General features: G+C 46.1%; 23 protein-coding genes. 10 read left to right on the top strand and 13 right to left on the bottom strand.

The features are described from left to right. Positions 1–2 precede the first annotated feature (2 nt). Positions 3–1,355, bottom strand: a complete 1,353-nt coding sequence (locus R5H20_RS22380) for a citrate/malate transporter CimH (protein ID WP_006639619.1) — start codon at positions 1,353–1,355, stop codon at positions 3–5. Between the two features lie 563 nt (positions 1,356–1,918). Between R5H20_RS22380 and R5H20_RS22375 the strand changes: the two genes are divergently transcribed. Continuing rightward, the gene (locus tag R5H20_RS22375) at positions 1,919–2,104 is read left to right on the top strand and encodes a hypothetical protein (protein ID WP_029419716.1); all 186 of its coding nucleotides are present in this window, start codon (positions 1,919–1,921) and stop codon (positions 2,102–2,104) included. Between the two features lie 93 nt (positions 2,105–2,197). After that, the gene (locus R5H20_RS22370; protein WP_006639618.1) at positions 2,198–2,338 is read left to right on the top strand and encodes a hypothetical protein; all 141 of its coding nucleotides are present in this window, start codon (positions 2,198–2,200) and stop codon (positions 2,336–2,338) included. Between the two features lie 126 nt (positions 2,339–2,464). Here the strand turns inward: R5H20_RS22370 and R5H20_RS22365 are convergent, their stop codons facing one another. Continuing rightward, the gene (locus R5H20_RS22365) at positions 2,465–3,013 is read right to left on the bottom strand and encodes a pyridoxamine 5'-phosphate oxidase family protein (RefSeq protein WP_006639617.1); all 549 of its coding nucleotides are present in this window, start codon (positions 3,011–3,013) and stop codon (positions 2,465–2,467) included. A gap of 203 nt (positions 3,014–3,216) precedes the next feature. Here R5H20_RS22365 and R5H20_RS22360 point away from each other — a divergent pair, with 203 nt between their 5' ends. Together R5H20_RS22360 and R5H20_RS22355 are read left to right on the top strand one after the other, a co-directional pair. After that, on the top strand, positions 3,217–4,512 hold the full coding sequence (locus R5H20_RS22360) for a MocR-like pyridoxine biosynthesis transcription factor PdxR (protein WP_006639616.1): 1,296 nt from the start codon (positions 3,217–3,219) through the stop codon (positions 4,510–4,512). A gap of 94 nt (positions 4,513–4,606) precedes the next feature. Next, positions 4,607–5,422 carry a polysaccharide deacetylase family protein gene (locus R5H20_RS22355; protein WP_034326804.1) on the top strand — a complete coding sequence of 272 codons (816 nt, stop codon included), beginning with the start codon at positions 4,607–4,609 and terminating at the stop codon, positions 5,420–5,422. 47 nt (positions 5,423–5,469) lie between these two features. Here R5H20_RS22355 and R5H20_RS22350 read toward each other — a convergent pair whose 3' ends face one another. The 8 genes from R5H20_RS22350 to R5H20_RS22315 all read right to left on the bottom strand — a co-directional run bounded on the left by R5H20_RS22350 (position 5,470) and on the right by R5H20_RS22315 (position 11,645). Beyond that, the gene (locus R5H20_RS22350; protein ID WP_006639614.1) at positions 5,470–5,721 is read right to left on the bottom strand and encodes a hypothetical protein; all 252 of its coding nucleotides are present in this window, start codon (positions 5,719–5,721) and stop codon (positions 5,470–5,472) included. 138 nt (positions 5,722–5,859) lie between these two features. Beyond that, complete coding sequence (locus R5H20_RS22345) at positions 5,860–6,207, bottom strand: hypothetical protein (RefSeq protein WP_040348603.1); 348 nt, start codon at positions 6,205–6,207, stop codon at positions 5,860–5,862. A gap of 115 nt (positions 6,208–6,322) precedes the next feature. Further along, complete coding sequence (locus R5H20_RS22340; RefSeq protein ID WP_006639612.1) at positions 6,323–6,676, bottom strand: YxeA family protein; 354 nt, start codon at positions 6,674–6,676, stop codon at positions 6,323–6,325. Between the two features lie 6 nt (positions 6,677–6,682). Then, positions 6,683–8,560 (bottom strand): FtsX-like permease family protein, encoded by a 1,878-nt coding sequence (locus R5H20_RS22335; protein WP_006639611.1) that lies wholly within the window; start codon positions 8,558–8,560, stop codon positions 6,683–6,685. Continuing rightward, positions 8,535–9,470, bottom strand: coding sequence for an ABC transporter ATP-binding protein (locus R5H20_RS22330; RefSeq protein WP_081605406.1), 936 nt, complete (start codon positions 9,468–9,470; stop codon positions 8,535–8,537). Before R5H20_RS22330 ends, R5H20_RS22335 begins: the two co-directional genes overlap by 26 nt. 189 nt (positions 9,471–9,659) lie before the next feature. Next, the gene (locus tag R5H20_RS22325; RefSeq protein WP_029419710.1) at positions 9,660–9,839 is read right to left on the bottom strand and encodes a hypothetical protein; all 180 of its coding nucleotides are present in this window, start codon (positions 9,837–9,839) and stop codon (positions 9,660–9,662) included. Between the two features lie 139 nt (positions 9,840–9,978). Further along, the gene (locus R5H20_RS22320; RefSeq protein WP_006639609.1) at positions 9,979–10,959 is read right to left on the bottom strand and encodes a sensor histidine kinase; all 981 of its coding nucleotides are present in this window, start codon (positions 10,957–10,959) and stop codon (positions 9,979–9,981) included. After that, complete coding sequence (locus R5H20_RS22315) at positions 10,956–11,645, bottom strand: response regulator transcription factor (protein ID WP_006639608.1); 690 nt, start codon at positions 11,643–11,645, stop codon at positions 10,956–10,958. The genes R5H20_RS22320 and R5H20_RS22315 overlap by 4 nt, the downstream gene beginning before the upstream one ends. A 197-nt stretch (positions 11,646–11,842) precedes the next feature. Between R5H20_RS22315 and R5H20_RS22310 the strand changes: the two genes are divergently transcribed. Next, a complete protein-coding gene (locus R5H20_RS22310) occupies positions 11,843–12,889 on the top strand; it encodes a lactonase family protein (RefSeq protein ID WP_006639607.1) in 1,047 nt (348 codons plus the stop codon). A 74-nt stretch (positions 12,890–12,963) separates the two neighbouring features. Here the strand turns inward: R5H20_RS22310 and R5H20_RS22305 are convergent, their stop codons facing one another. Continuing rightward, positions 12,964–13,317 carry a helix-turn-helix domain-containing protein gene (locus tag R5H20_RS22305; RefSeq protein WP_006639606.1) on the bottom strand — a complete coding sequence of 118 codons (354 nt, stop codon included), beginning with the start codon at positions 13,315–13,317 and terminating at the stop codon, positions 12,964–12,966. 203 nt (positions 13,318–13,520) lie between these two features. On the opposite strand from R5H20_RS22305, the gene R5H20_RS22300 reads away from it, so the two are divergent. The 4 genes from R5H20_RS22300 (at position 13,521) to R5H20_RS22285 (ending at position 18,948) form a co-directional block, all read left to right on the top strand. After that, on the top strand, positions 13,521–14,510 hold the full coding sequence (locus R5H20_RS22300; protein ID WP_006639605.1) for an asparaginase: 990 nt from the start codon (positions 13,521–13,523) through the stop codon (positions 14,508–14,510). A gap of 20 nt (positions 14,511–14,530) precedes the next feature. After that, positions 14,531–15,955, top strand: coding sequence for an aspartate ammonia-lyase (aspA, locus tag R5H20_RS22295; RefSeq protein WP_006639604.1), 1,425 nt, complete (start codon positions 14,531–14,533; stop codon positions 15,953–15,955). Positions 15,956–16,195: 240 nt separating this feature from the next. Then, a complete protein-coding gene (nhaC, locus tag R5H20_RS22290; RefSeq protein ID WP_006639603.1) occupies positions 16,196–17,593 on the top strand; it encodes a Na+/H+ antiporter NhaC in 1,398 nt (465 codons plus the stop codon). A 35-nt stretch (positions 17,594–17,628) separates the two neighbouring features. Then, the gene (locus R5H20_RS22285; protein ID WP_006639602.1) at positions 17,629–18,948 is read left to right on the top strand and encodes an NAD-dependent malic enzyme; all 1,320 of its coding nucleotides are present in this window, start codon (positions 17,629–17,631) and stop codon (positions 18,946–18,948) included. 18 nt (positions 18,949–18,966) lie between these two features. Here the strand turns inward: R5H20_RS22285 and R5H20_RS22280 are convergent, their stop codons facing one another. Then, entirely contained in the window at positions 18,967–19,338 is a 372-nt protein-coding gene (locus tag R5H20_RS22280; RefSeq protein WP_006639601.1) for a DUF1259 domain-containing protein, read from the bottom strand. Positions 19,339–19,422: 84 nt separating this feature from the next. Then, positions 19,423–20,211: a formate/nitrite transporter family protein gene (locus tag R5H20_RS22275; protein WP_006639600.1), complete on the bottom strand. Its 789-nt coding sequence runs from the start codon at positions 20,209–20,211 to the stop codon at positions 19,423–19,425. A gap of 208 nt (positions 20,212–20,419) precedes the next feature. On the opposite strand from R5H20_RS22275, the gene R5H20_RS22270 reads away from it, so the two are divergent. Next, entirely contained in the window at positions 20,420–21,289 is an 870-nt protein-coding gene (locus R5H20_RS22270; RefSeq protein ID WP_006639599.1) for a fructosamine kinase family protein, read from the top strand. Positions 21,290–21,358 lie beyond the last annotated feature (69 nt).

The following is a 21,358-nucleotide window of genomic DNA, read 5'->3' as shown; positions in this document are numbered from 1 at the left end:
CATCAATAAAACTGAGCCAGGAGCAGCAGTGTAAGCGTAACGGTGATGGCGCCGCCGATTCGTGTAGACACTTGGGCAAACGGCATAAGCTCAAGCCGCTCTGCGGCACTGAGGATGGCAATGTCGCCTGTACCGCCTTGGCCGGAATGGCAGGCATTAATGATGGCGATTTCGATCGGATACATGTTCAGCCATTTTCCGGTGAAAAAGCCGACGGTTATCATGGTGATGACGACGGAGATAATCGTAATAATATTGGCAAGGTTAAAAGCGGCGATCAGCTTGTCCCACGGCGTCATAGAAACACCGATCGCAAATAGCAGCGGGTATGTAACCGCGGTTGAAAAAAAGCGCGACACGCCGTAGGCTCCGCTTTCGATATTGGCGGGAGCCAGGCGGAACAATTTAATCGCGACTGCCAATAACAGCATCATGACCGGCGCCGGCAAGCCGAATAGGTCATGAAGAAGCATGCCGACTAAATACAGTGAAACAGCGAGTATTCCGCCTGATGCAAAATCCGACAGATTAAAAACGCTTTCTTTTTTCTTATCCTGAGCTTCAAGTGCAGGAGCGCTTTCACCCTCTGAACGGTCAACTTTTCCATTTCCCGTCCATTCCGGATTTTTCTTTCCAATGACATTAAGGACGCCTGATAAAATGACAGCGCTTAAGCTTCCGAACATAATCGATGGAATGACCAGCGCAAAAGCCTCCCCCTGCGACATATGCATAATTTCAGAATAGCCGATGGACAGCGGGATCGCTCCCTCACCGACTCCTCCCGCCATGATGGGAATGACAATATACAGCAATGTATGCTGAAAGCCGAGGCCGAGCATGGTGCCAACCGCTAAGCCGACCGCAGCAGCAGCGATTGATCCGGCAATCATAGGAACAAAAATTTTAATAAATGCCCTGACGAGCGTTTCTCTGTTCATTCCCAAAATACTTCCAACTACAATGGTAGAAATAAATAGATAAAGAAAGTTTGAGTTTTCTGTAAATTCAGTTGTCGATTGAATGATGTCTTCCGGAATCAAATGGTAATACACGATAGCAGACGGAATAAATGTAGCGAGGATTGCAGCTCCCCCGACAGATCGGACAAATGGAATAGACTTTCCGATTTGTGCAAAGGTAAAGCCGAAAAAACCCGTTACAGCAATAGAGGTTAAGATATCGCTTTTGAGATTATGCATATTTACAAACGTGACAATTAAAGCAAACAGCAGTAAATATACAGGCAGCGGAATAATGCCGATTTTTATATTCATCATTCTTGCAATAAAATGATCATCCTTTTCTTTTATTGGTTGAAAAGGAATGCTTTGTATCTCTGTTTTTGGTTCCATCATCTTTCCCCCATTCGTTTGAAAACCCCTTGCTGTGTTAATTAACTAAATTAAGTATACTAAAAAAATCAAAATTCAGACAAGTGCGAAAGAAGACCTACACGTATTGCTGACAGGCTTTCGTCATCCGCCGGCCAATCATTGATCATGAGCTGATGAACAGAAAAGCGCGCCATACATCATTTTTTTCGAAACATAAAAAGGTGCAATCACGCCGGTTTTTCCCGTTTTTCCGTTTTCTTCAAAAAAATCGACACAAAAAGGCTGTGAATCCGTCAAAAATAAATCAAATATTTAGGCATCCAGCCTTTTTTTCTCGGGAAAAACCGTTTGATAGGCTGCTTTCATCCATTCAAAGAAACAGAAGCTTATGACCAATGATTCAAGAGAGAATTCGAATAAATATCGCCGGTGGTCCTTTTGTTGTTTTAGTAATAGAGTCTAAGGTCATGTATGAAAGTTATATTTTTTAAATTTCCTAACCGCAAAGTAGTAATTTGCTAAAGAAGGCGGATGAAAAGTAATTTTCCATCCGTATACAACAATTGCATAGGAGAAAGAAGATGAATCAAGTTTTATATCGTTATCCGCTCGTGATGATCGTTCTCATATTGATTGGGTTTTTCAGCTGCAACGCGAACCCGCGCTTTAAAAAGCCTTTAATCGTCATGTGTTTTGCAGCAAACGGCATTTATATCATCTGGAGACTCGGGTTTACTTTGCAAGCTCCGGGACTGATGATGCGGTAATGGGTGTGATCCTGGCTGCCACCGAATGCATCGGCTTTTTTCGGTTTGTCATCTTTTATACGCTTGAATGGAAGGAAAAGCAGCGGAGTCCTCTTGTTAGATGAGCATGATCAGCGGCCGACGGTCGATGTCTTTATCGCCGCTTACAACAAAGACCGGCATGTGCTAAAACCGGATGCCAAATTGAAACGGCAGCCCCCTGGAAGACGGCGGAAACGTTTTGGCATCAATTGATGGCAAGCAGGCCGGACAAAGGCCAGCAGTCGTTTGCTGGACAAAAAAGAAAACGGTGTGCGGCCGGCCAGAAGTTTCTGGATGGAGACTCAGCCTAAACATGCCTCTGCCTGCGGGCCTTTTTTGTTACAGGTCTTCGCGGACGGTTCGGCCCTGTTCGTACTTCATGCTCTGATTCAGCTCGTTTTCTTTAGCGGTTATAACATCGGGGCGGATTTTGATTACAACCGTTCTGCTGCCCAAAGAAGACCGGTATTTTTCCACATGGGTTTTGGAAAGCGGGGAACTGTAGTAGCCCGGCACGTATTTTGTCAGAAGGGCCTGCATGGCGGCTGTCGCCTCATCCAAGTCTGAGATGATTTCCGCTTTGCCGAAAAGGATGACGCTCATATAAGCTGTGTCTGTTTTTGCAGGAATCGGATGGACCATCGTTCCGTAATGTTCGCTGACCGTGAAGCATACATGCTGATTTTCGCGAAGCATATCGATTTTTCGGCCTTCAGCTGCACCGTGGACATAAATGAAGCCGTTTGTCCAAACGAAATTTAAAGGTACGACATAAGGGACCCCGTCCGTTGACAAGCCGAGGTACCCGGTTGGCGCTTTGGTCAACAAGCGGTCAATCTTCTCCTTATCTGTGCATTCCAGTTTGTGATTGCGAATCGTATGAGTCATAGTGAATCTCTCCTTTCGGTGTATGATCATGATTTTAGGTTGTCATTGTCCCTTTAAAAAGAGACAATGATATAAAACTTGATGAGGTCAGATGATGATAGAATTAACTCCTTTACTTAACAAAAAGCTCGGCATTCCCCTCTATATTCAGCTTTATGAATATAAAAAAAGACATTGAAGAAGGCAGCATACCTCAGGGGGCAGTGCTGCCCTCAATCCGCTATTTGTCCGAGCATTTAAAGGTGAGTAAAAATACCGTTGAGAACGCCTACGGGCAGCTGGCGGCGGAAGGGTATACAGAAAGTAAACCGAGAAGCGGCATAAAGGTGCTTCCGTTGGAAAAACCGCTGCTGCCGCTCACTCAATATAACGACGTTGCGCGTTCCGGGCGTTGTGATTCTGGGCAAAAGCCTGCCGCACCCTATGATTTTACATATGGCGATATCGATTTGAACCATTTCCCATACAAAGTCTGGAAGCGGTGTTTGCAAGATGTGCTGACAAGCGGGGAGCCCGATTTATTTTTATATGGTGCGCATCAGGGCGATCTGGGCCTTCGCCAAGAGTTGGCCAAGTATTTATTTCAAGCAAGGGGTGTACGCTGTTCACCCGAGCAAATTGTGATCTGTTCAGGTACGCAGCATGCTGTCAGTCTGCTGTGCCAGCTGCTCTCGAATCGCGGCCGGCGGGTAGCGGCGGAAAATCCCGGTTATGACGGGGTTCGCTCTGTTTTTCTAAATCACGGATGGGAGGTTCGGCCAATCGGTCTGGAAGCGGATGGGATCGATTTGAAGCAGCTGGCCGAAAGCCGGGCAAAATTGACTTACGTCACACCTTCCCATCAGTTCCCATACGGGATGGTTCTCCCTATCCAAAAAAGGCTGAAATTGCTCGAGTGGGCTCATCATCATGGCGCCTACATCATTGAGGATGATTATGACAGTGAATTTCGCTATCAGGGACGGCCCATTCCATCTTTAAAAGCGCTTGATACGAAGGAAAACGTCATTTATTTAGGGACATTTTCAAAATCGTTTCTGCCGTCGGCCAGGCTCAGCTATATCGTCCTGCCCGAGGAGCTGACAGGCCCATTCTGTGAAAAATTCCGCCGTTACAGCCAGCCCTCCTCTCCTATCATTCAACGAGCGATGTATTTGTTTATGAAAGAGGGGCATTTTGAACGGCACATCCGAAAAATGAAAAAAGTGTACCAGGAAAAACATAAAACATTGCTTTCAGCCATCGACAAATACTTCGGGGATCAGGTGCAGATCATTGGCCAAAAAGCAGGCCTCCATATTGTAATAAAGGCAAACAAACATGCTGGTGACGTCATAAGCAAAGCGGAGAAGCAAGGTGTAAAGGTCTACCCCGTATCCGATTTTTGGATTGATCCCGAAGACAGCCCATCTTCAATGGTGATGGCGGGATTCGGGGGTCTTTCCGAAATGGAAATCGAGGAGGGAATCAAGCGGCTGCAAAAAGCATGGTCTTCCTAATTTTGCATAAATGATGAAAAAAGCTGCCGGCAATCCGATATTAAAAAAGTAATCTATTGAAAAGAAAGTAGGAAAAAGTGTGAAAAACGTGAGGATGCTTCTTCTCCTGTTTTTAGCCGCGGCACTATATGGGTGCTCAAGCCATGAAGCAAACGGAGAGGAAAAGGAAATGCCGCCAAAAGCGGCTGTACCATCAAAAAAAGAATCCCGTCAAAAACAAACAGATACAGCGGATTGGATAAGCGTAAAGAGCCCCGCCCGCATTCCGATTTTGATGTATCACAGCATATCGTCGGGAAACAGCCTGCGGGTGCCTGAAGCGGAGTTCCGCGGACATATGAAATGGCTGAAAGAAAACGGTTATTATACACTGACGCCTGAAGAAGCCTATACCGTTTTGACAGAGGATAAAATGCCGCGGAAAAAATCCGTGCTGATTACGTTTGATGACGGTTATACGGACAACTATACAAAAGCGTATCCGATTTTAAAAGAATACGGAATGAAGGCGACGATTTTCATGATCGGAAAATCGGTGAACGGCAGCCATCATCTGACAGCTAAACAAATGAAAGAGATGAGCCAAAACGGCATTTCGATTGAAAGCCATACGATCAGCCACGTCGAGCTGAATGGGCTGACGCCGGAGCGGCAGCTGAGCGAGATGACGCGTTCCAAGAAACAGTTCGACGCCATGTTCGGGCAAAACACCGTGATGCTGAGCTATCCGGTCGGACGCTATAATGAGACGACGCTGAAATTGGCAAAACAAGCAGGCTACCAAATGGCTGTCACAACAGAGCCTGGGGCAGCTTCGCGAAAACAGGGAATGCATGCGCTGCACCGCGTCCGCATTTCGCCCGGTATGACGCCGGAAGCGTTTGGAAGAACGGTGGAACACAACAGATAATAAGAAGATAATAAGAAAAGCGGCATTCACCATGTATGCCGCTTTTCTTATTTTTTTTCGTTTTGGTGCGCCGGGTTCATAACAAGCCGCAGATTCGGACGCATACCTTCAGAGGTGCGGCGGTTTGCCGTCTGTCCGGGTGCGGTTTCGATGACCCTCAAAAACACGGGCGGCGCGGCCGGCTGGCGGACCAATGTTTTGCTTTTCGCCGCTGCTTGTTTATACGGTCTTTTGTTGTTGCTGTCAAAAAAGAATGAATACAAAATAAACAGAGCAAATAAAACTAGTAAAAACATCATCTGGAAAATCCCCTCCTTGTCATGAACGTCTTCTTTTAATATCGAACAAGCGGGCGTAAAGTTTTATATATTCTGTCTCGAAATCGATTTTTTGTGACTATTGTATCGGTTGAAGAGTGAGGATCTGTTGTCTTTACATCATTCCCAATCGGAAGTCCGGTTAAACAACTGAATTGATTGTTTGGAGTAAATGGAGAACGTATGAAGGGAAATGGCCGGAACATGCCCGGCTGACTGCAGCAGAACTGCATCCAGCCTAAAGATCCGAGCAGGAGCAGAAGATGGAGAAAGGCCGCCGCAATCACCGCCGCCCCCGTCTCCGTCTCCGAATGAATCGCCTCCGGAGAGATGGTGGCCGTGGGATGAATCAGGACCTCCAACGAAAAAAGTTGAAGAGCCGCCGCCTTTGTTTTTTCCGCCGGAAGGCGTTGTGGAGGCGTAGAGGAGGAGAAGCACCAATATGAAACCGATTATTCCAACCATCATATGAAAACCCCCTTCACAATATGACTTTTGTTTTTATACGAACAGCCAGCCAAAAAGTTTCAGAAGTTTGTAAAAAAATAGTGTTTCATAGAAAAAACGGCTTAGACGCCGTTTTTCACTGCTTTATCAATTTCGCCCGGACCGCACTCGGCATGTCATCGGGGTGTACCTCTTCCCATGTCTCCACATATTTTCCCTTCGCTGATACCTTTAGGTAGGCGTTTTTTCGAAGAAGGCCGCCGGCAAAGAATGTCACTTCTTTTTCTTCCCCGGCGCCATTATATCCTTCCAGTGTATACTCATAGCCGCCCGCGCTTAGGTGCTTCCCGTCTTTATTGATTTGGACATACACGCTCTCTTTCGGCACGAGCGGATTAAACCTGTCTGTCACATCATTATGAATCAAAAGAAATGCGCCGATACATACAATAGCCAAGCCGGCTGCAAGAAGAGAAATTATTTTTTTCATGCCTTATCACCTTAAAAATCCTTTTAATTTTTTTAAATAGCTTTGTCGAATCACCATAAAGAATAATAGTTGGAAGGTGAGAAATCCTCCTATTGTCATGAGCAGCACAGCAGGGGAATGACCAAAACTCTGCGACTCAAGCGTCTTCATCGCGAAACAAGTATGAACCGTGGCGAGAGCGAATGGAAAGAAGAACAAGATCGCCAATTGAATCGTCACGCTCTGCGACATTTCTTCTTCGCTAAGGCCGATTTTCGCAAGCGACCGGTAGCGCTGCTGATCTTCCTCAAGATCGGTAAACAGGCGGAAGTAGAGAAAGCTTCCTGATGCCGCAAAAAAGAGAATTGCGATAAAGAGTCCGATAAATAAGCTCAGGCTTGGAAGCTGAACATTATCAAAATAAGAGATGGCCTTTGCGTTAAATTGAAAATGGATATTGGTATAGTTTCCGTAAAGACTGTTTTTCAGCGATTGGCTGATATCGAGACTGTCTTTCCAGCGGTCGTACTTGTAGCCGTACAATGTGACAGCTTCGCCTTGTTTTTTCAGCTTGTCAAAGGTTTTTCCGTTTACGACAACGATGCTGTCTAACGTAATCAGCGGTTTTTCAATGTGTTTGACCTTGAGCTGCTCATTTGCCGGCTTCAGATCTTTGGTTAACATGTGCAAGGTTTTGGGAATTTCCCGATTGTCTATCGCATCATAGGTGCTCGGGTAATACAGCGCTTCACCGTCTTTCAGTTCACCCGCATCTGCCTTAAAGTGCTTTTGGAATTCGGCTTCTGAGATCAAGAGCACCGGTGGAACGAGATCTCCCTGCCTATAGCTGATATAGGCTCCTTTTGTCTTTTCCTTTGTATACGAAAAATCTCCATCCCTCAGCTTTTGTTCAATCAGCCTAATGTGCGCTTGTTCTTTGGGATTATCGCTGTTTGATGAGTATTCTATCTCATACCGGGAATCCATTTTTCCGATAGCCGTCTTGTATATCGCCAATACGCCCGTGGCGGAAAAGGCAACCGCTGAAATGATGCAGACGAGAAAGAACAGGCGGGCGTTATCTTTCAGCCGGTAGACAAGATCTGATACCCAAAGCACGTTTTTCCCGCGCAAATAAAATAATTTCCGCTTTTTTAAGATCCGCAGCAGCCAAATGCTGCTTTGGCTGAAGAAAAAGTAGGTCCCGATGATGGTCAGGATTAAAATCATAACGGCTTGAGGGAAATGGATTTCATTAGATGATGCAAGACAGTATCCGCCGCCGAGGAACCCAATGCCGATGATCGAAAGGAAAACGGACGGTTTTGGCTCAGGTTTTACTTTTTCAGTCCCTTTGATCAGCTTGATCACGGTTTTTGATTTAATAAAGAAAATCGTAAATTGCGACAGCAGTATAAACAGTAAAAGGAAACAAGCGACTGTCAGAGCAAGCGCCTTCCAAGGCAGATACAGCGGCAAAGCATCCATCTCCAGAATGTAGGCGCCGGCCGTAAAGATGGCTTTTGCAAAGATCAGCCCGCCGATGATGCCTGAAACAATCGAAAGTACTCCGATGATGATATTTTCGGCGGTAATCAGTTTTCTTAATTGGCCTGGCGAAATCCCCTGAATGGTCAGAATTCCAAATTCTTTATTTCTCGACTTGAGAAAAGCATTGACCGAGTACAGCACAAACAGGATGGAAAATACGAAAATCATCCATTCAGCTGCAGCTAATCCCCGTTTTGCAATGTTGTTTAAATAGCCTTTCTCCAAAGCGGGGTGGAACAATAGCATCGCAAAGGTGAAAAAAATCATCACTGAAAATGCGCTGCTTAAAAAGAAGGCAAGATAAGCTCTTTTGTTGCGAATCACATTTTTATAAGCGAACTGAAGAAAGGTCATTGGCGTTTCCTCCCAGCATTGACAGCACATTCAGGATCTCTTCGTAAAACACTTGGCGATTGGCGCCCCGATGAATTTCATTGAACAATGTTCCGTCTTTAATAAAAATGACGCGCCGGCAATAGCTTGCAGCAACGGGGTCGTGTGTGACCATCAATGTAGTGACATTGTCGTTTTCGTTGAGATGCTGCATCGTCTCCATCACGTCTTTTGAGGCCTTGGAATCGAGATTTCCTGTCGGTTCGTCGGCAAGGATGAGAGCCGGTTTGTGAATGACGGCTCGGGCGATGGCTGCACGCTGCCTTTGTCCCCCGGATACTTCAAAGGTCCGTTTATTCAGAAGGGACTCGATGCCGAGCCTTTCAGCAATCGCCTGAAGCTTTTCCTCCATAATAGAAGGCCGTTCATTCTCAAGCGTTAACGGCAGCATGATATTTTCGCCGATTGTCAGAGTATCCAGCAAATTAAAATCCTGGAAGACGAATCCGAGCTGTTTGCGGCGAAATTGGGCGAGCTTCGCCCTTTTTAAATGATGCGGATCTTCCCCGCGGATCAAAATGTCTCCGGAATCCGGGCGGTCAATCGTCGAAATGATATTGAGAAGCGTCGTTTTTCCGGAGCCGGACGGCCCCATAATCGCCGTGAATTCACCTTCCTCGACATTGAATGAAATATTTTTTAGCGCCTGATGGGACACTTGTCCTTTATATGTTTTATTGATGTTTTTCACGATCAGCATGTAATCCATGATATCCTCCTTTTGCGATGTACGGTGTTCGCTTCCGATATGTCGCGATTCCAGCGGGCCCATCCTGAACGCTTTCAGCCAATATGTGCTGATGAAAGCTTGAATGGCCAGTGTGCAGATGCAAAGGATGACGGCCTGTGCATGGGTGATGTGTCCATACATTCCTGCCCAGGCGAAGAAAAGCGGTCATGATCAGCGTTTGTCCGATATAGTTGATTAAAGACATTCTGCCCATAGATTAAAGGGGCTTTAGCATTTTCTTAAAACGGCACCTGCGGTATTTAAATGACGGCCGATACATATAGGGTTCCCATGACAAGTCCCGGCAGGGCGGTCAACCGGCCAAAATATTCAGTGGTGTGACATTTGTATTGCAAATGTATAGCCGCGGGCATGGCGATGAGCGAAATGATGCCGATCCGCCGCAAACTGTGTAAATGACGGACAGATTCTCAAATATACGGGTTTTCCCGCCCATAACCCGAGCAAAAACATTGCCGGCACATCTATATTCATAAAAGATTGGCGCATAATGCGAATCCTCTTATATAGTCGAGTGTGTCGATTATCTGGGATTGCATATGAAAAATCCTCCTTTCTACGTTTGTTTTTGTAAACAAATCATAGCAAGGAGGATGGGGGGGAGCTATGCGGTTTTCTTAAAGAACCCTTACATTTTTGTAAGAAACGAAAATTGAACAGTCGTCCCTGTTCCGGCTTCGGAAGTGATGCGTACGTCATGATCGAGCTTTTCGGAAATCTCTTTTACAAGATAGAGTCCGATGCCCGTCGATTCCGGAAAGCGGCGTCCGTTTTCCCCGGTGTAGTAAGGATCGAATACCCGCTTCAAGTCTTGTGCAGGAATCCCGACGCCGTAATCTTTGATTTCCAGCACGATACGTTCACCTTGGCGGACGATCGTCATATCGATGCGGTCGCTTTTTCCCGCTGAATACTTCACAGCGTTTGTGATGACCTGGCCGATGGCAAATCTGAGCCATTTGCGGTCGGTGTAAATAACGGCATCTTCAGCGGGAACATGTTTATTTGGATAGACACGATGCTGTATAAAATAGCGTTTATAGTGCTGAATCAGCGAATTAAGCAGCTCGCCCAGGGACACGGCCTCAATTTTAAAATCGCGTTCAAACAGGTCGAGCCTTGATGAATAGAGGAGCGTCTCCAATCCGAATTCAATCTGCTGGACTTCTTTTTTGATCTGTTTAAAAATAGGTTCATCTTCTTCCTGAATAATCAAATTGATGACCGAAAGCGGTGTTTTCACTTGATGCACCCATTGGTTCATATAAGCCACCCGGTCTTCCAGCTTGGCTTCAATTTCATGAATCTTGCGGTGCTGCAGCCGGCTCAGTTCCATTTGCTTTTCATACAGATCCACACAAAAATCCGATGTTCCCAGGAAAGGTACGTCCGTATCTTCCTGTTCCGAGCCGAGCCATTGATAGATTCTGCGCTCTTGCAGCCATTTGTAAGCAAGATAAACCGAGAGCGCCAGAAGCTGGACGCCAAGGATGTAAAAAAGGTGGGTAAAAGCCTGCAGGCCGGCAAACCAATAATAAAAAAATACGAATACCCCCTGGAGAAAGAAAAGCAGAATTAAGACAAAGTGATTTTTTAAAAACAGCTTCATGATTTCACCCTTAGCTGATACCCTTCGCCCCGTACTGATTCAATCGAAAAGGGCACGTCCATGCTCCGCAGTTTTTTGCGCAGCCTCGTAATATAAACATTTAACGTATTTTCGTCAACAAATGTATCGGTTTCCCATGTTTTCTCCATTAACCGGTCTCTGCTTGTTACTTTTTCCCCTCTGTCGAGCAGCACTTCGAGCAGTTTGCTTTCCTTCTTTGAAAGCTCGTGTTTCTCATCTTTGTAGCGCAGTTCAAATCGCTCCACAAACAGCTGGACGCCTTCATATTCGATCACTTTTTCTCCTTGTCTGGCAGCGTATTCTCCATACGCCCTGCGAATGTGGCCCTTAATTTTGGCCAGCACCACTTCATAGGAAAAAGGCTTCTCTATATAATCATCGCCGCCGTTTTCAATCGCCATGACCTGATCCATTTCCCCGCTTCTGGCTGAAATGAAAATAATCGGACAAGTCGAGTGCTGACGGATTTGACGGCACCAGTAGTACCCGTCGTATGACGGCAGATTGATGTCAAGCAAAACCAGCTCGGGATTCTCTCGCTCAAACATGGCGAGGACAGAGCTAAAATCAGTCGTTGCAACGGTATCATATCCGTATTTTTCTAAATGATTGCGCAAAAGCTTCCGAATATCTTCGCTGTCTTCAACAATCATGATTTTCGTCATTTCGAACACTCCTATAAACAAATCTCCGCTGCCGGAACAGAGCGATTCCGTCATCAAAGGTCTTTTATGTTAAGAATATCATAAAAAGGTTTTTTTCATGTGAGCGTTTAAGGTTTTTACACACCAGATCATGATTATTCAGCTTCTGTGAGTTAAAATAGGAATGGACGACCGTTATCTGAAAAGGAGAGGATCAAATGGCAACATACAGAGGTTATATCGGGACATATACAAAAGCAGACAGTGAAGGGATCTATACATTTGAGCTTGATACCGGCAAAAAAGAGCTGAGTACGCCAAAGCCTGCGGCAAAGCTGGGCAGCCCGACATATCTCAATCTCGCCAAAGATAATAAAATGCTCTATGCGGTGATTAATGATGGCAGCCAGGGCGGTGTTGCGGCCTATCAGATTGACGAAAAAACAGGGGATCTGCATTTCATCAACAAACAAACCGCTGAAGGCCCTTCGCCATGCCACGTCAGCGTGGACAATGAGAATCGGTACGTTCTATCCGCCAATTATCACAGCGGAACGATCATATCTTATCCTTTACATGAAAACCGCGGGTTGAATGCTCCGGCTTCAGAGGTGCACCATAAAGGATCCGGCCCGCATGAGAGGCAGGAGAAAGCGCATACCCATTACTCCGGTTTTACACCTGATGAAAACTATGCGGTGGCCGTTGACCTGGGGACTGACCGGATCATCACCTATCAATTGAACGAAGGAAAGCTTGAGGAAGTGAACAGCCATGCGGTTGCACCTGGTTCAGGACCGAGGCATATTGAATTTCATCCGAAAGAAAAGTATGCCTATGTAATGACAGAGCTGAGCAATGAAGTCATTGTGCTGGAATATAACGACGGTCTTGGGGAATTCCGCGAGATCCAGGTCATTTCTGCTTTGCCTGAAGATTTTGACGGGGCGAGCCAGGGCGGCGCGATTCACGTCACGCGTGACGGCAAATTTGTATACGTTTCAAACCGCGGCCATGACAGCATCGCCGTCTTTGCCGTAAATGAATATTCAGGCGAACTGTCCCTGGTGGAGCATGTCTCTACAGAAGGAGAATGGCCGCGCGATTTTATGCTAGATCCTTCAGAGCGATTTTTGATCGCTGCCAACCAGGAAACAGGAACGCTGACATTGTTTGAGAGAAATGAATCAACAGGAACGCTGACGCTGCTGCAGTCTGAAGTGCCTGCACCGGAAGCGGTCTGCGTGAAGTTTTTAAATCATTAAGAAATAAAAAAACTTGATTGGCGTAAAAGGCCAATCAAGTTTTTTTTATTTATATACATACAGGTAAAACGCTGTCATTCCGAACCTGTGTCAAGCTGCTGTTTGACTTTGATAAACGCGACCATCTGTTTTACTTCTTCTTCAGAAAGAAGCGTTCCGTCAACCGCCAGTTTGTGCTGATCCCAATTCGTCAGTTCAATGGGGTCGTTTTTGCTTTTCCCATCACGGGGATCGTCAATTCTGCCCAGCAGATAGTCGGTTGAGGTTCCGAATAAATCAGCGATTTCGATAAGCGCCTCCAATGAAGGGCGGCGATAGCCGGACTCGTACCCCGCATAGGTGCTTTTCGCAATACCGAGGCGGTCGGCTGTATATTGCAATGACCATTTTTTATTTTTTCTCAGTGTTGTTAATCGATCTAAATTCATTTTTTACGCTCCTTTTGATTCACAGTGATTATAGCACATTATGAGCAAAGATGTACGCGAAATGAATAATGTTTCTTGATTATTTCACATTTGAGGTCTATAATTGCAATGAAGGTACGCATAAAGCGTATACAATGCTGATGTATCAGCGTTCTTATTCTACATTATGATGTTTAAAACTACTTCTTAAAGAGGTGTAGCATATGAAAAAATTACTGCTGTTAACCACCGGCGGTACAATTGCTTCAGTAGAAGGAGAAAATGGACTGGCCCCGGGGGTTAAAGCGGAGGAGCTTCTCAGCTATTTATCTGACGAAAACAAAAATTATACGATAGATTGCCAATCTTTAATGGATATAGACAGTACAAACATGCAGCCCGAACATTGGGTGAAAATGGCTGAAGCGGTTTATGAGAATTACGGCCGGTATGACGGATTTGTCATCACCCATGGGACAGATACGATGGCGTACACGTCGGCAGCGCTTTCCTATATGCTGCAAAACGTGGACAAGCCGATCGTGATTACGGGCTCCCAGGTGCCGATTACGTTTAAGAAAACCGATGCGAAGAAAAATATTAAAGATGCGGTCCGCTTCGCCTGCGACGGGATCGGGGGCGTGTACGTCGTCTTTGACGGACGCGTTATCTTGGGAACGAGAGCGATCAAATTAAGAACGAAAAGCTATGATGCGTTTGAAAGCATCAATTATCCTTATATCGCGTTCATCCATGATACGGAAATCGAATACAACAAACATGTTCCAGAGGTCAAAAACAAGACGCTGAAGCTTGACACCTCCTTAAATACCGATGTTTGTCTTTTGAAGCTTCATCCCGGTTTGAAGCCGGAGTTTTTGGATTGCCTGAAAGATTCATATAAAGGCGTTGTCATTGAGAGCTATGGCAGCGGCGGTATTCCGTTTGAGAAACGAAACATTTTGGAAAAAGTCAATGAATTGATCGATTCCGGAATCGTCGTCGCCATCACAACGCAGTGTCTTGAGGAAGGAGAGGATATGAGCATTTATGAGGTCGGCCGAAAAGTCAACCAGGATGCCATCATCCGCTCCAGAAACATGAACACCGAAGCAATCGTGCCTAAGCTGATGTGGGCTTTAGGGCAAACAGGGGAACCGGCCGAAGTTAAAAAAATTATGGAAATGCCGATTGCAGACGATATCATCATTTAAACAGAAAGCAGGGTTAGCAAATGAATCAGACTTCATATCGGACAGAAAAGGATTTTCTCGGAGAGAAGAACATTCCGGCTGATGTCTACTATGGGATTCAAACATTACGGGCAGCAGAAAACTTTCCAATTACCGGATATAAAATTCACGAAGAAATGATCAAGGCATTGGCCGTGGTGAAAAAAGCGGCGGCGCTTGCCAATATGGAAACGAAGCGCCTTTATAAAGGACTTGGAGAAGCTGTTGTCCAAGCGGCTGACGAAATCATTGAAGGCAAGCTGCATGATCAGTTTATCGTTGATCCGATCCAGGGCGGCGCAGGAACGTCGATGAACATGAATGCGAACGAAGTCATCGGAAACCGCGCGCTCGAACTGCTCGGCCATCAAAAAGGGGAATACATTCACTTAAGTCCAAATACGCACGTCAACATGTCACAGTCGACAAATGACGTGTTCCCGACGGCCATTCACATTTCAACGCTGAAATTGCTTGAAAAACTGCTCGATACAATGGATTACATGCTGGACGCCTTTAGGAAAAAAGCACAGGAATTTGACCATGTCATCAAAATGGGGCGCACCCATCTCCAGGATGCCGTTCCGATTCGCCTCGGGCAGGAATTTGAAGCTTACAGCCGCGTGATCGAGCGCGATATCAAGCGGATTAAACAATCACGCCAGCATCTGTATGAAGTCAATATGGGCGCAACCGCGGTAGGAACAGGATTGAACGCCGATCCGCGCTATATTGAAAATGTCGTCAAGCATTTGGCGGATATCAGCGGCCTTCCGCTCGTCGGCGCTGACCATCTCGTCGATGCGACGCAAAATACAGACGCCTATACTGAAGTTTCGGCAGCATTAAAAGTCTGCATGATGAACATGTCGAAAATCGCGAACGATTTAAGATTGATGGCATCAGGTCCGCGCGCAGGACTTGCGGAGATTTCCCTGCCGGCCAGACAGCCGGGTTCATCGATTATGCCGGGGAAAGTCAATCCGGTCATGGCCGAGCTGATCAACCAGATCGCCTTCCAGGTCATTGGGAACGATCATACAATTTGCCTGGCTTCTGAAGCAGGACAGCTCGAACTGAACGTCATGGAACCTGTGCTTGTGTTTAACCTGCTCCAATCCATCAGCATCATGAATAACGGATTCCGTTCATTTACGGACCATTGCGTGACAGGCATTGAAGCAAATGAAAAACGGTTAAAAGCATATGTAGAAAAAAGCGCCGGCGTCATCACGGCTGTAAACCCGCACCTTGGCTATGAAGCGGCCGCAAGAATTGCGAGAGAAGCGATTTTAACGGGCCAATCCGTGCGTGATTTATGTCTTCAAAATGACGTGCTGACAGAAGAAGAACTCGATTTGATTTTGAATCCTTATGAAATGACAAAACCGGGTATTGCCGGGGCTGAACTGTTAAACAGGGATTAACGGCAAGCATGCGAAAACACTCTGAAACAAATTTTACCGGGATAGAAAAACAGAGTGTTTTCGCTCCCTCTAAAAACTTTAGGGAGAGAAAGATTAACAGCGGTGAAGTGCTACCATAATAATTAATTTCGTGGTATACTACTTTCAAGTTAGTTAAATTTTTAAGAAAAACTTGAACTAGATTTCATTATTTTTATGTAGCTTTTTTTGTAAGCGTTTCATTTATAAGGGGGATTTAGGTTGAAAAACGCACGGTTGCCATCAATGTTAGAAATCATTTGTGTATTAGGGGCTTTTTTAGCAATAGTTTGTTCTTTTACCGTTAAGTTTCATTTGCCGATTCAGCTGGCATTGTTCATTTCATGGTTTTTGGTGATTTTGCTCGGGCTGCGTCTCGGCCACCGATATGAAGATTTGCAAAAATCGATTACAACAGGCATTTCCAACGGACTTGAAGCGATATTGATCCTGATCGCCGTCGGCGCTCTGATCGGAACGTGGATAGCCGGCGGAGTAGTGCCGACTTTGATTTACTATGGACTTGAGTTTATTCATCCAAGCATATTCTTGCTTGCCACGCTTATTATTTGTTCGATCACATCTGTTGCAACAGGGACATCGTGGGGAACGGTTGGAACGGCCGGGATTGCGATGATGGCGATAGGGGAAGGCCTTGGAATGCCCCTTCCGCTTGTAGCCGGCGCTGTTTTATCAGGTGCGTATTTTGGGGACAAACTGTCTCCGCTGTCAGACAGCACAGTGCTTGCTTCATCTTTATCAAAAGTCGAAGTCATCACCCATGTAAGGGCGATGCTGTATTTATCGCTTCCCGCTTATGTGATCACCGCGGTGCTGTTTACCATTACGGGATTTATTTACGGGGGCAAAAATGTTGATTTGGAAAAAGTCGAGTTTTTGAAAAGTTCGCTGCGGGACACGTTTGATATTCAGATTTGGATGCTCATTCCGGCGATCATCGTCATCGCTTTATTGGCGATGCGAAAGCCTTCCATACCGACGATTGCGATCGGTGCTCTTTTGGGTGCCATCTGGGCCGCAGTATTTCAGGGGATGAATTTCGCCGATGCGATCGCTACAGCGTACAGCGGTTTTTCAATTGACACAGGCATCCAATTTATGGACAAGCTTCTGAACCGTGGAGGCATCGAGGGAATGCTCGGTTCTGTCACCGTCATTATCCTCGGACTCGGATTTGGAGGGCTCCTGGAGCATTTAGGCGTTCTCAAAGTGATTGTGTCAAAATTCCAAAAAAAGCTGACATCTGCAGGCAATGTGACGTTTTCGACCCTCATTGTCGCCTTCCTGGCTAATGTTTTTGGCTGCGCCATGTATGTCTCACTGATTTTAACGCCGAAAATCATGGAGAAAAGCTATGATAAGCTGCACATCGACCGGAGGGTGCTGTCAAGAAACGCGGAGGTTGGAGGCACGATGACATCCGGAATGGTGCCTTGGTCAGACAACGGGATTTATATGGCCGGAATTTTGGGCGTCTCTACCTTTGCTTACTTGCCGTTCATGTGGATGAGCTTTGTTTCGATCGGACTCGCAATTCTGTACGGATATACCGGAAAATTCATTTGGTACACGGATAAAAAGAAGACGCCGGCGCAGTAGCTGATATTGATTAAATCATGGGGGGGGATTCTGTGATGAATGGCAAAAATATTATTCGAAATTTGATGCTGGAAATTCCTTCAGCACCAGGAAACCTTGGAAAGGTGACCACCGCGATCGGCCTTGCCGGCGGAGATATCGGCGAGATTGAGACGATCAAGGTTGGGCCGCACTATACGATGAGAAACATCACCGTTCAAGTCGAGCATGAAGAACAGCTGACCGAGATTCTTGAAGTGATTCGCAATCTAAAGGAAGGCATTCATCTTCATACTGTTTCCGATGACGTGCTTTCCGCGCATGAGGGCGGGAAGATCCATATGAAAAGCAAAATGCCGATCCGGTCGCTCGCTGACCTGAGACGGGTATATACACCAGGGGTCGCCAACGTATGCGAAATTATTAAGGAAGAGCCGCAAAAAGCAAAAATCTACACCGGAATCGGCAATACGGTCGCCATCGTGACGGATGGAACCGCCATTCTCGGCTTGGGAGATATCGGTCCGGTTGCCGGAATGCCGGTTATGGAAGGGAAAGCCGCACTGTTTGATCAGCTGGCCGGAATCAGCGGCATCCCGATTCTGCTTGATACGAAAAATCCCGACGAAATCGTCCAAACGGTGAAGAACATCGCACCCGGATTTAATGGTATTCTACTCGAAGATATCGGCTCTCCGCATTGCTTTGAAATCGAGGAGCGCCTGAAAGAGCAGCTGAATATCCCGGTGATGCATGATGATCAGCATGGTACTGCCGTTGTTACACTGGCGGCGGCGATTTCAGCCGCAAAAAGCGCAGGTGTCGACCTGAAGCAGGCCCATGTCGGCCAAATCGGTCTTGGCGCTGCCGGCGTCGCCATCTGCCGAATGTTTATGGCTTACGGAGTAAAACGGGTAATCGGAACGGATAAATCAATGGAAGCGATGGCCCGCTTGGAGAATTACGGCGGTCATGCCGCTGAAAACATTGAGGAGCTCATGGAAAGCTGTGATATTATCATTGCGACGACAGGCGTGCCCGGACTGATCAATAAAAAATGGGTCCGCTCAGGCCAGGTGATTTTGGCACTGTCCAATCCGAAGCCTGAGATTGAGCCTGAAGAAGCGCTTCAGGCAGGTGCCGCCTATGCCGCGGACGGCCGGTCTGTCAACAATGTTCTTGGATTCCCCGGCATTTTCAGAGGCGCCTTACATGCAGGGGCTGAATCGATCACCCATCCGATGCTTGTTGCCGCAGCCGAGGCAATTGCCTCCTGTACAAAGCAGGGCGATCTGGTACCTGATCCGCTGAATCCAGATGTTCATGCGATCGTCGCTGAAGCTGTGGAAAGAGCCGCGCTTTCAAGTAAGAAATAAATGCAAACGGCTGCCGCTTTATCGCAATACAGATAAGGCAGCAGCCGTTTTTCTTGCAAATTGTAATGGCGGTTCAACAGATTGAAAATGAATATACAGCAGATTCGGTTTGGTAAAAATCCAATGATTGTGCAATGCGCTGATGATCAGGCCTTGATCGGCGAGCTTTTTCGTGAAAAGCGGAATTTCTTCCGCCATATTTAAGGCGACGCCGTTTTGATCAAGCGACTCAAACATGACCTCTTCCATCCCGACTCCCCGGCTCGGCCTCCCCTGAATGGTGACGTTTAAATTCCGGTTTACACTGACGGAACAAACGCCGTGTTCCACTTTCGCCTCTCCATTCAATATTTGTCCAAATTGCCGGCAGAGCGTTTGAAAACTTTGCATATCATACAGCCTCCATTTTAAAAGTAGTATGATTTTATGAACCGCGTCATCTTTTCATGATACTTTTATAAATGGAAGCAGGCGCTATTTGATGATTTCTTTCGCGCCGGGCTCGTTCGCATAGTAATACATAAAGCCCATCATAAATCCGCCGCCGACCAGATTTCCCAATGTTACGGGAATTAAATTGTGAACAGCGCCGTAAATAGAGATGGTGTCCGGATGTTCGGTCACCAAAGCGACGGCGAAAGTGGCCATGTTGGCGATGCTGTGCTCATATCCGGAAATAAAGAAACAAAAAACAAACAGCATCATGGAGAACATTTTTGCACCGTCGCCTTTTTGAGACATCGGAATAAAAAAGGCAAGACAGACGAGCCAATTGCAAAGAATCGCTCTGAAAAACAATTCCGGCATCGGCGTATTCATTTTATGATCGGCTGCATTCAGCAGAAAGCTGTTGACGGACGGGTCTTTAAATAAGCCGGTTGAAAAAATAAGACCTGCGAACAAGACGGCTCCCATTATATTTCCCGCATAACTGAAGATCCACAGCCTTAAAACATCAAACCAGCGCATCTTTTTGCGAAGCGCCGCAAATGTATAATAAAATGTATTTCCCGTGAATAAATCTCCCCCGCCATAAACAATAAGAATAATGGCTCCCCCAAAAGTGACCGCTGCGATTGGATATGTGAACGGAGACTGTTCAAGATAAAAAAAGTTCCCCGTTTTAAATGCGACAATAACGCCAAATCCGATGAACATGCTTGCCAGCATAGACCGCAAAAGATAGCGGAGCGGACTTTGCATAAAGATGCTGCGCTTTTTCAATGCGAGCTCTTCTACTAAAATGAGTGATTTGGTTTCCATGTTTTTCACCACCATCAAGAAAGGATCTATGATTACGGAATAAGTATAGCAGGGTATTGTGAAATATTTCACAAGATGTGTGGCTTTTATGTGAACAAAGATAAGGAAATATCATCCATAGGTATGAGAATCGTTTTGGTTTCGGGGCCTATTGAACGCTTTTCATTTCTGCGGCTTTTTTGTATAAAGTGAGGGAGGGGGTGATGGAATGGATCTGCAGAAAATCATTGATCAAGCGGTGGAATCATCAACCGGGAATTTGGCGGTTCGAAGAATAAAAGAAGTGGGAGGCGGCGACATCAACCGCTCTTTCCTTGTAGAAACAGATGAAACCCGCTTGTTCATCAAAGTCAATCATGGAGTGCCGGCCGATTTTTTTGAAAAAGAGGCCATGGGACTTGCAGAGCTGAAACAAACAAACGCCGTGAAGGTGCCGGAAGTGTTGGCGTACAACGGAAAAAGCGATGCCGGGCGTTTTCTGGTTCTCTCCTATATCAAAAGCACACTCTCTTTTCAGGCTGAGGAAAAGCTTGGCGTCCAGCTGGCCGGCATGCACCGGACGAAAAAGCCGTATTACGGTTTGGCGCATAATAATTATATCGGTACATTCCAGCAGGAAAACGGCAGATATGACAGCTGGAATACCTATTACCGGGAGAAAAGGCTGCTTACGCAAATCAAACTCGCTTGTGAAAAAGGTTTTTTGAATGAAAGACAGGCGGAGAAGCATATCAGGCTTGCAGAGTCGATCGGACGCTGGCTTCCGGACAACCCCCGCTCATCCGTGCTGCATGGAGATCTTTGGGGAGGCAATTGGATGACAGGCGGGGACGGTTCCCCATATCTTATCGACCCGGCCGTATTATATGGGGACTGCCAGATGGATTTGGCGATGACCGCATTGTTCGGCGGTTTTACTGAACGGTTTTACCGCGCTTATGAGGAAGCGTCGGGAGAAGCGCTCAATCGCGACATCTGGCCTTTATATCAGCTGTTTTATGTTTATATGCATTTGAATTCCTTTGGTGAGAGCTATTTGGCTCATACCGAAAGAATTGTCAAACAGTATATCGGATAAGTGACAGTCCAAAGGCAAAAATATCGATTTTGTGACAGAACAAACACCCTTTCAAGGGTGTTTTTTAGT

The organism is Bacillus sp. KICET-3 (genome assembly GCF_033261025.1).
In the GTDB taxonomy this organism is placed as follows: Bacteria; Bacillota; Bacilli; order Bacillales; family Bacillaceae; genus Bacillus; species Bacillus sonorensis.
Note: the sequence above shows the minus strand (reverse complement) of the source record. Positions and strands in the feature narration are given on the sequence as shown.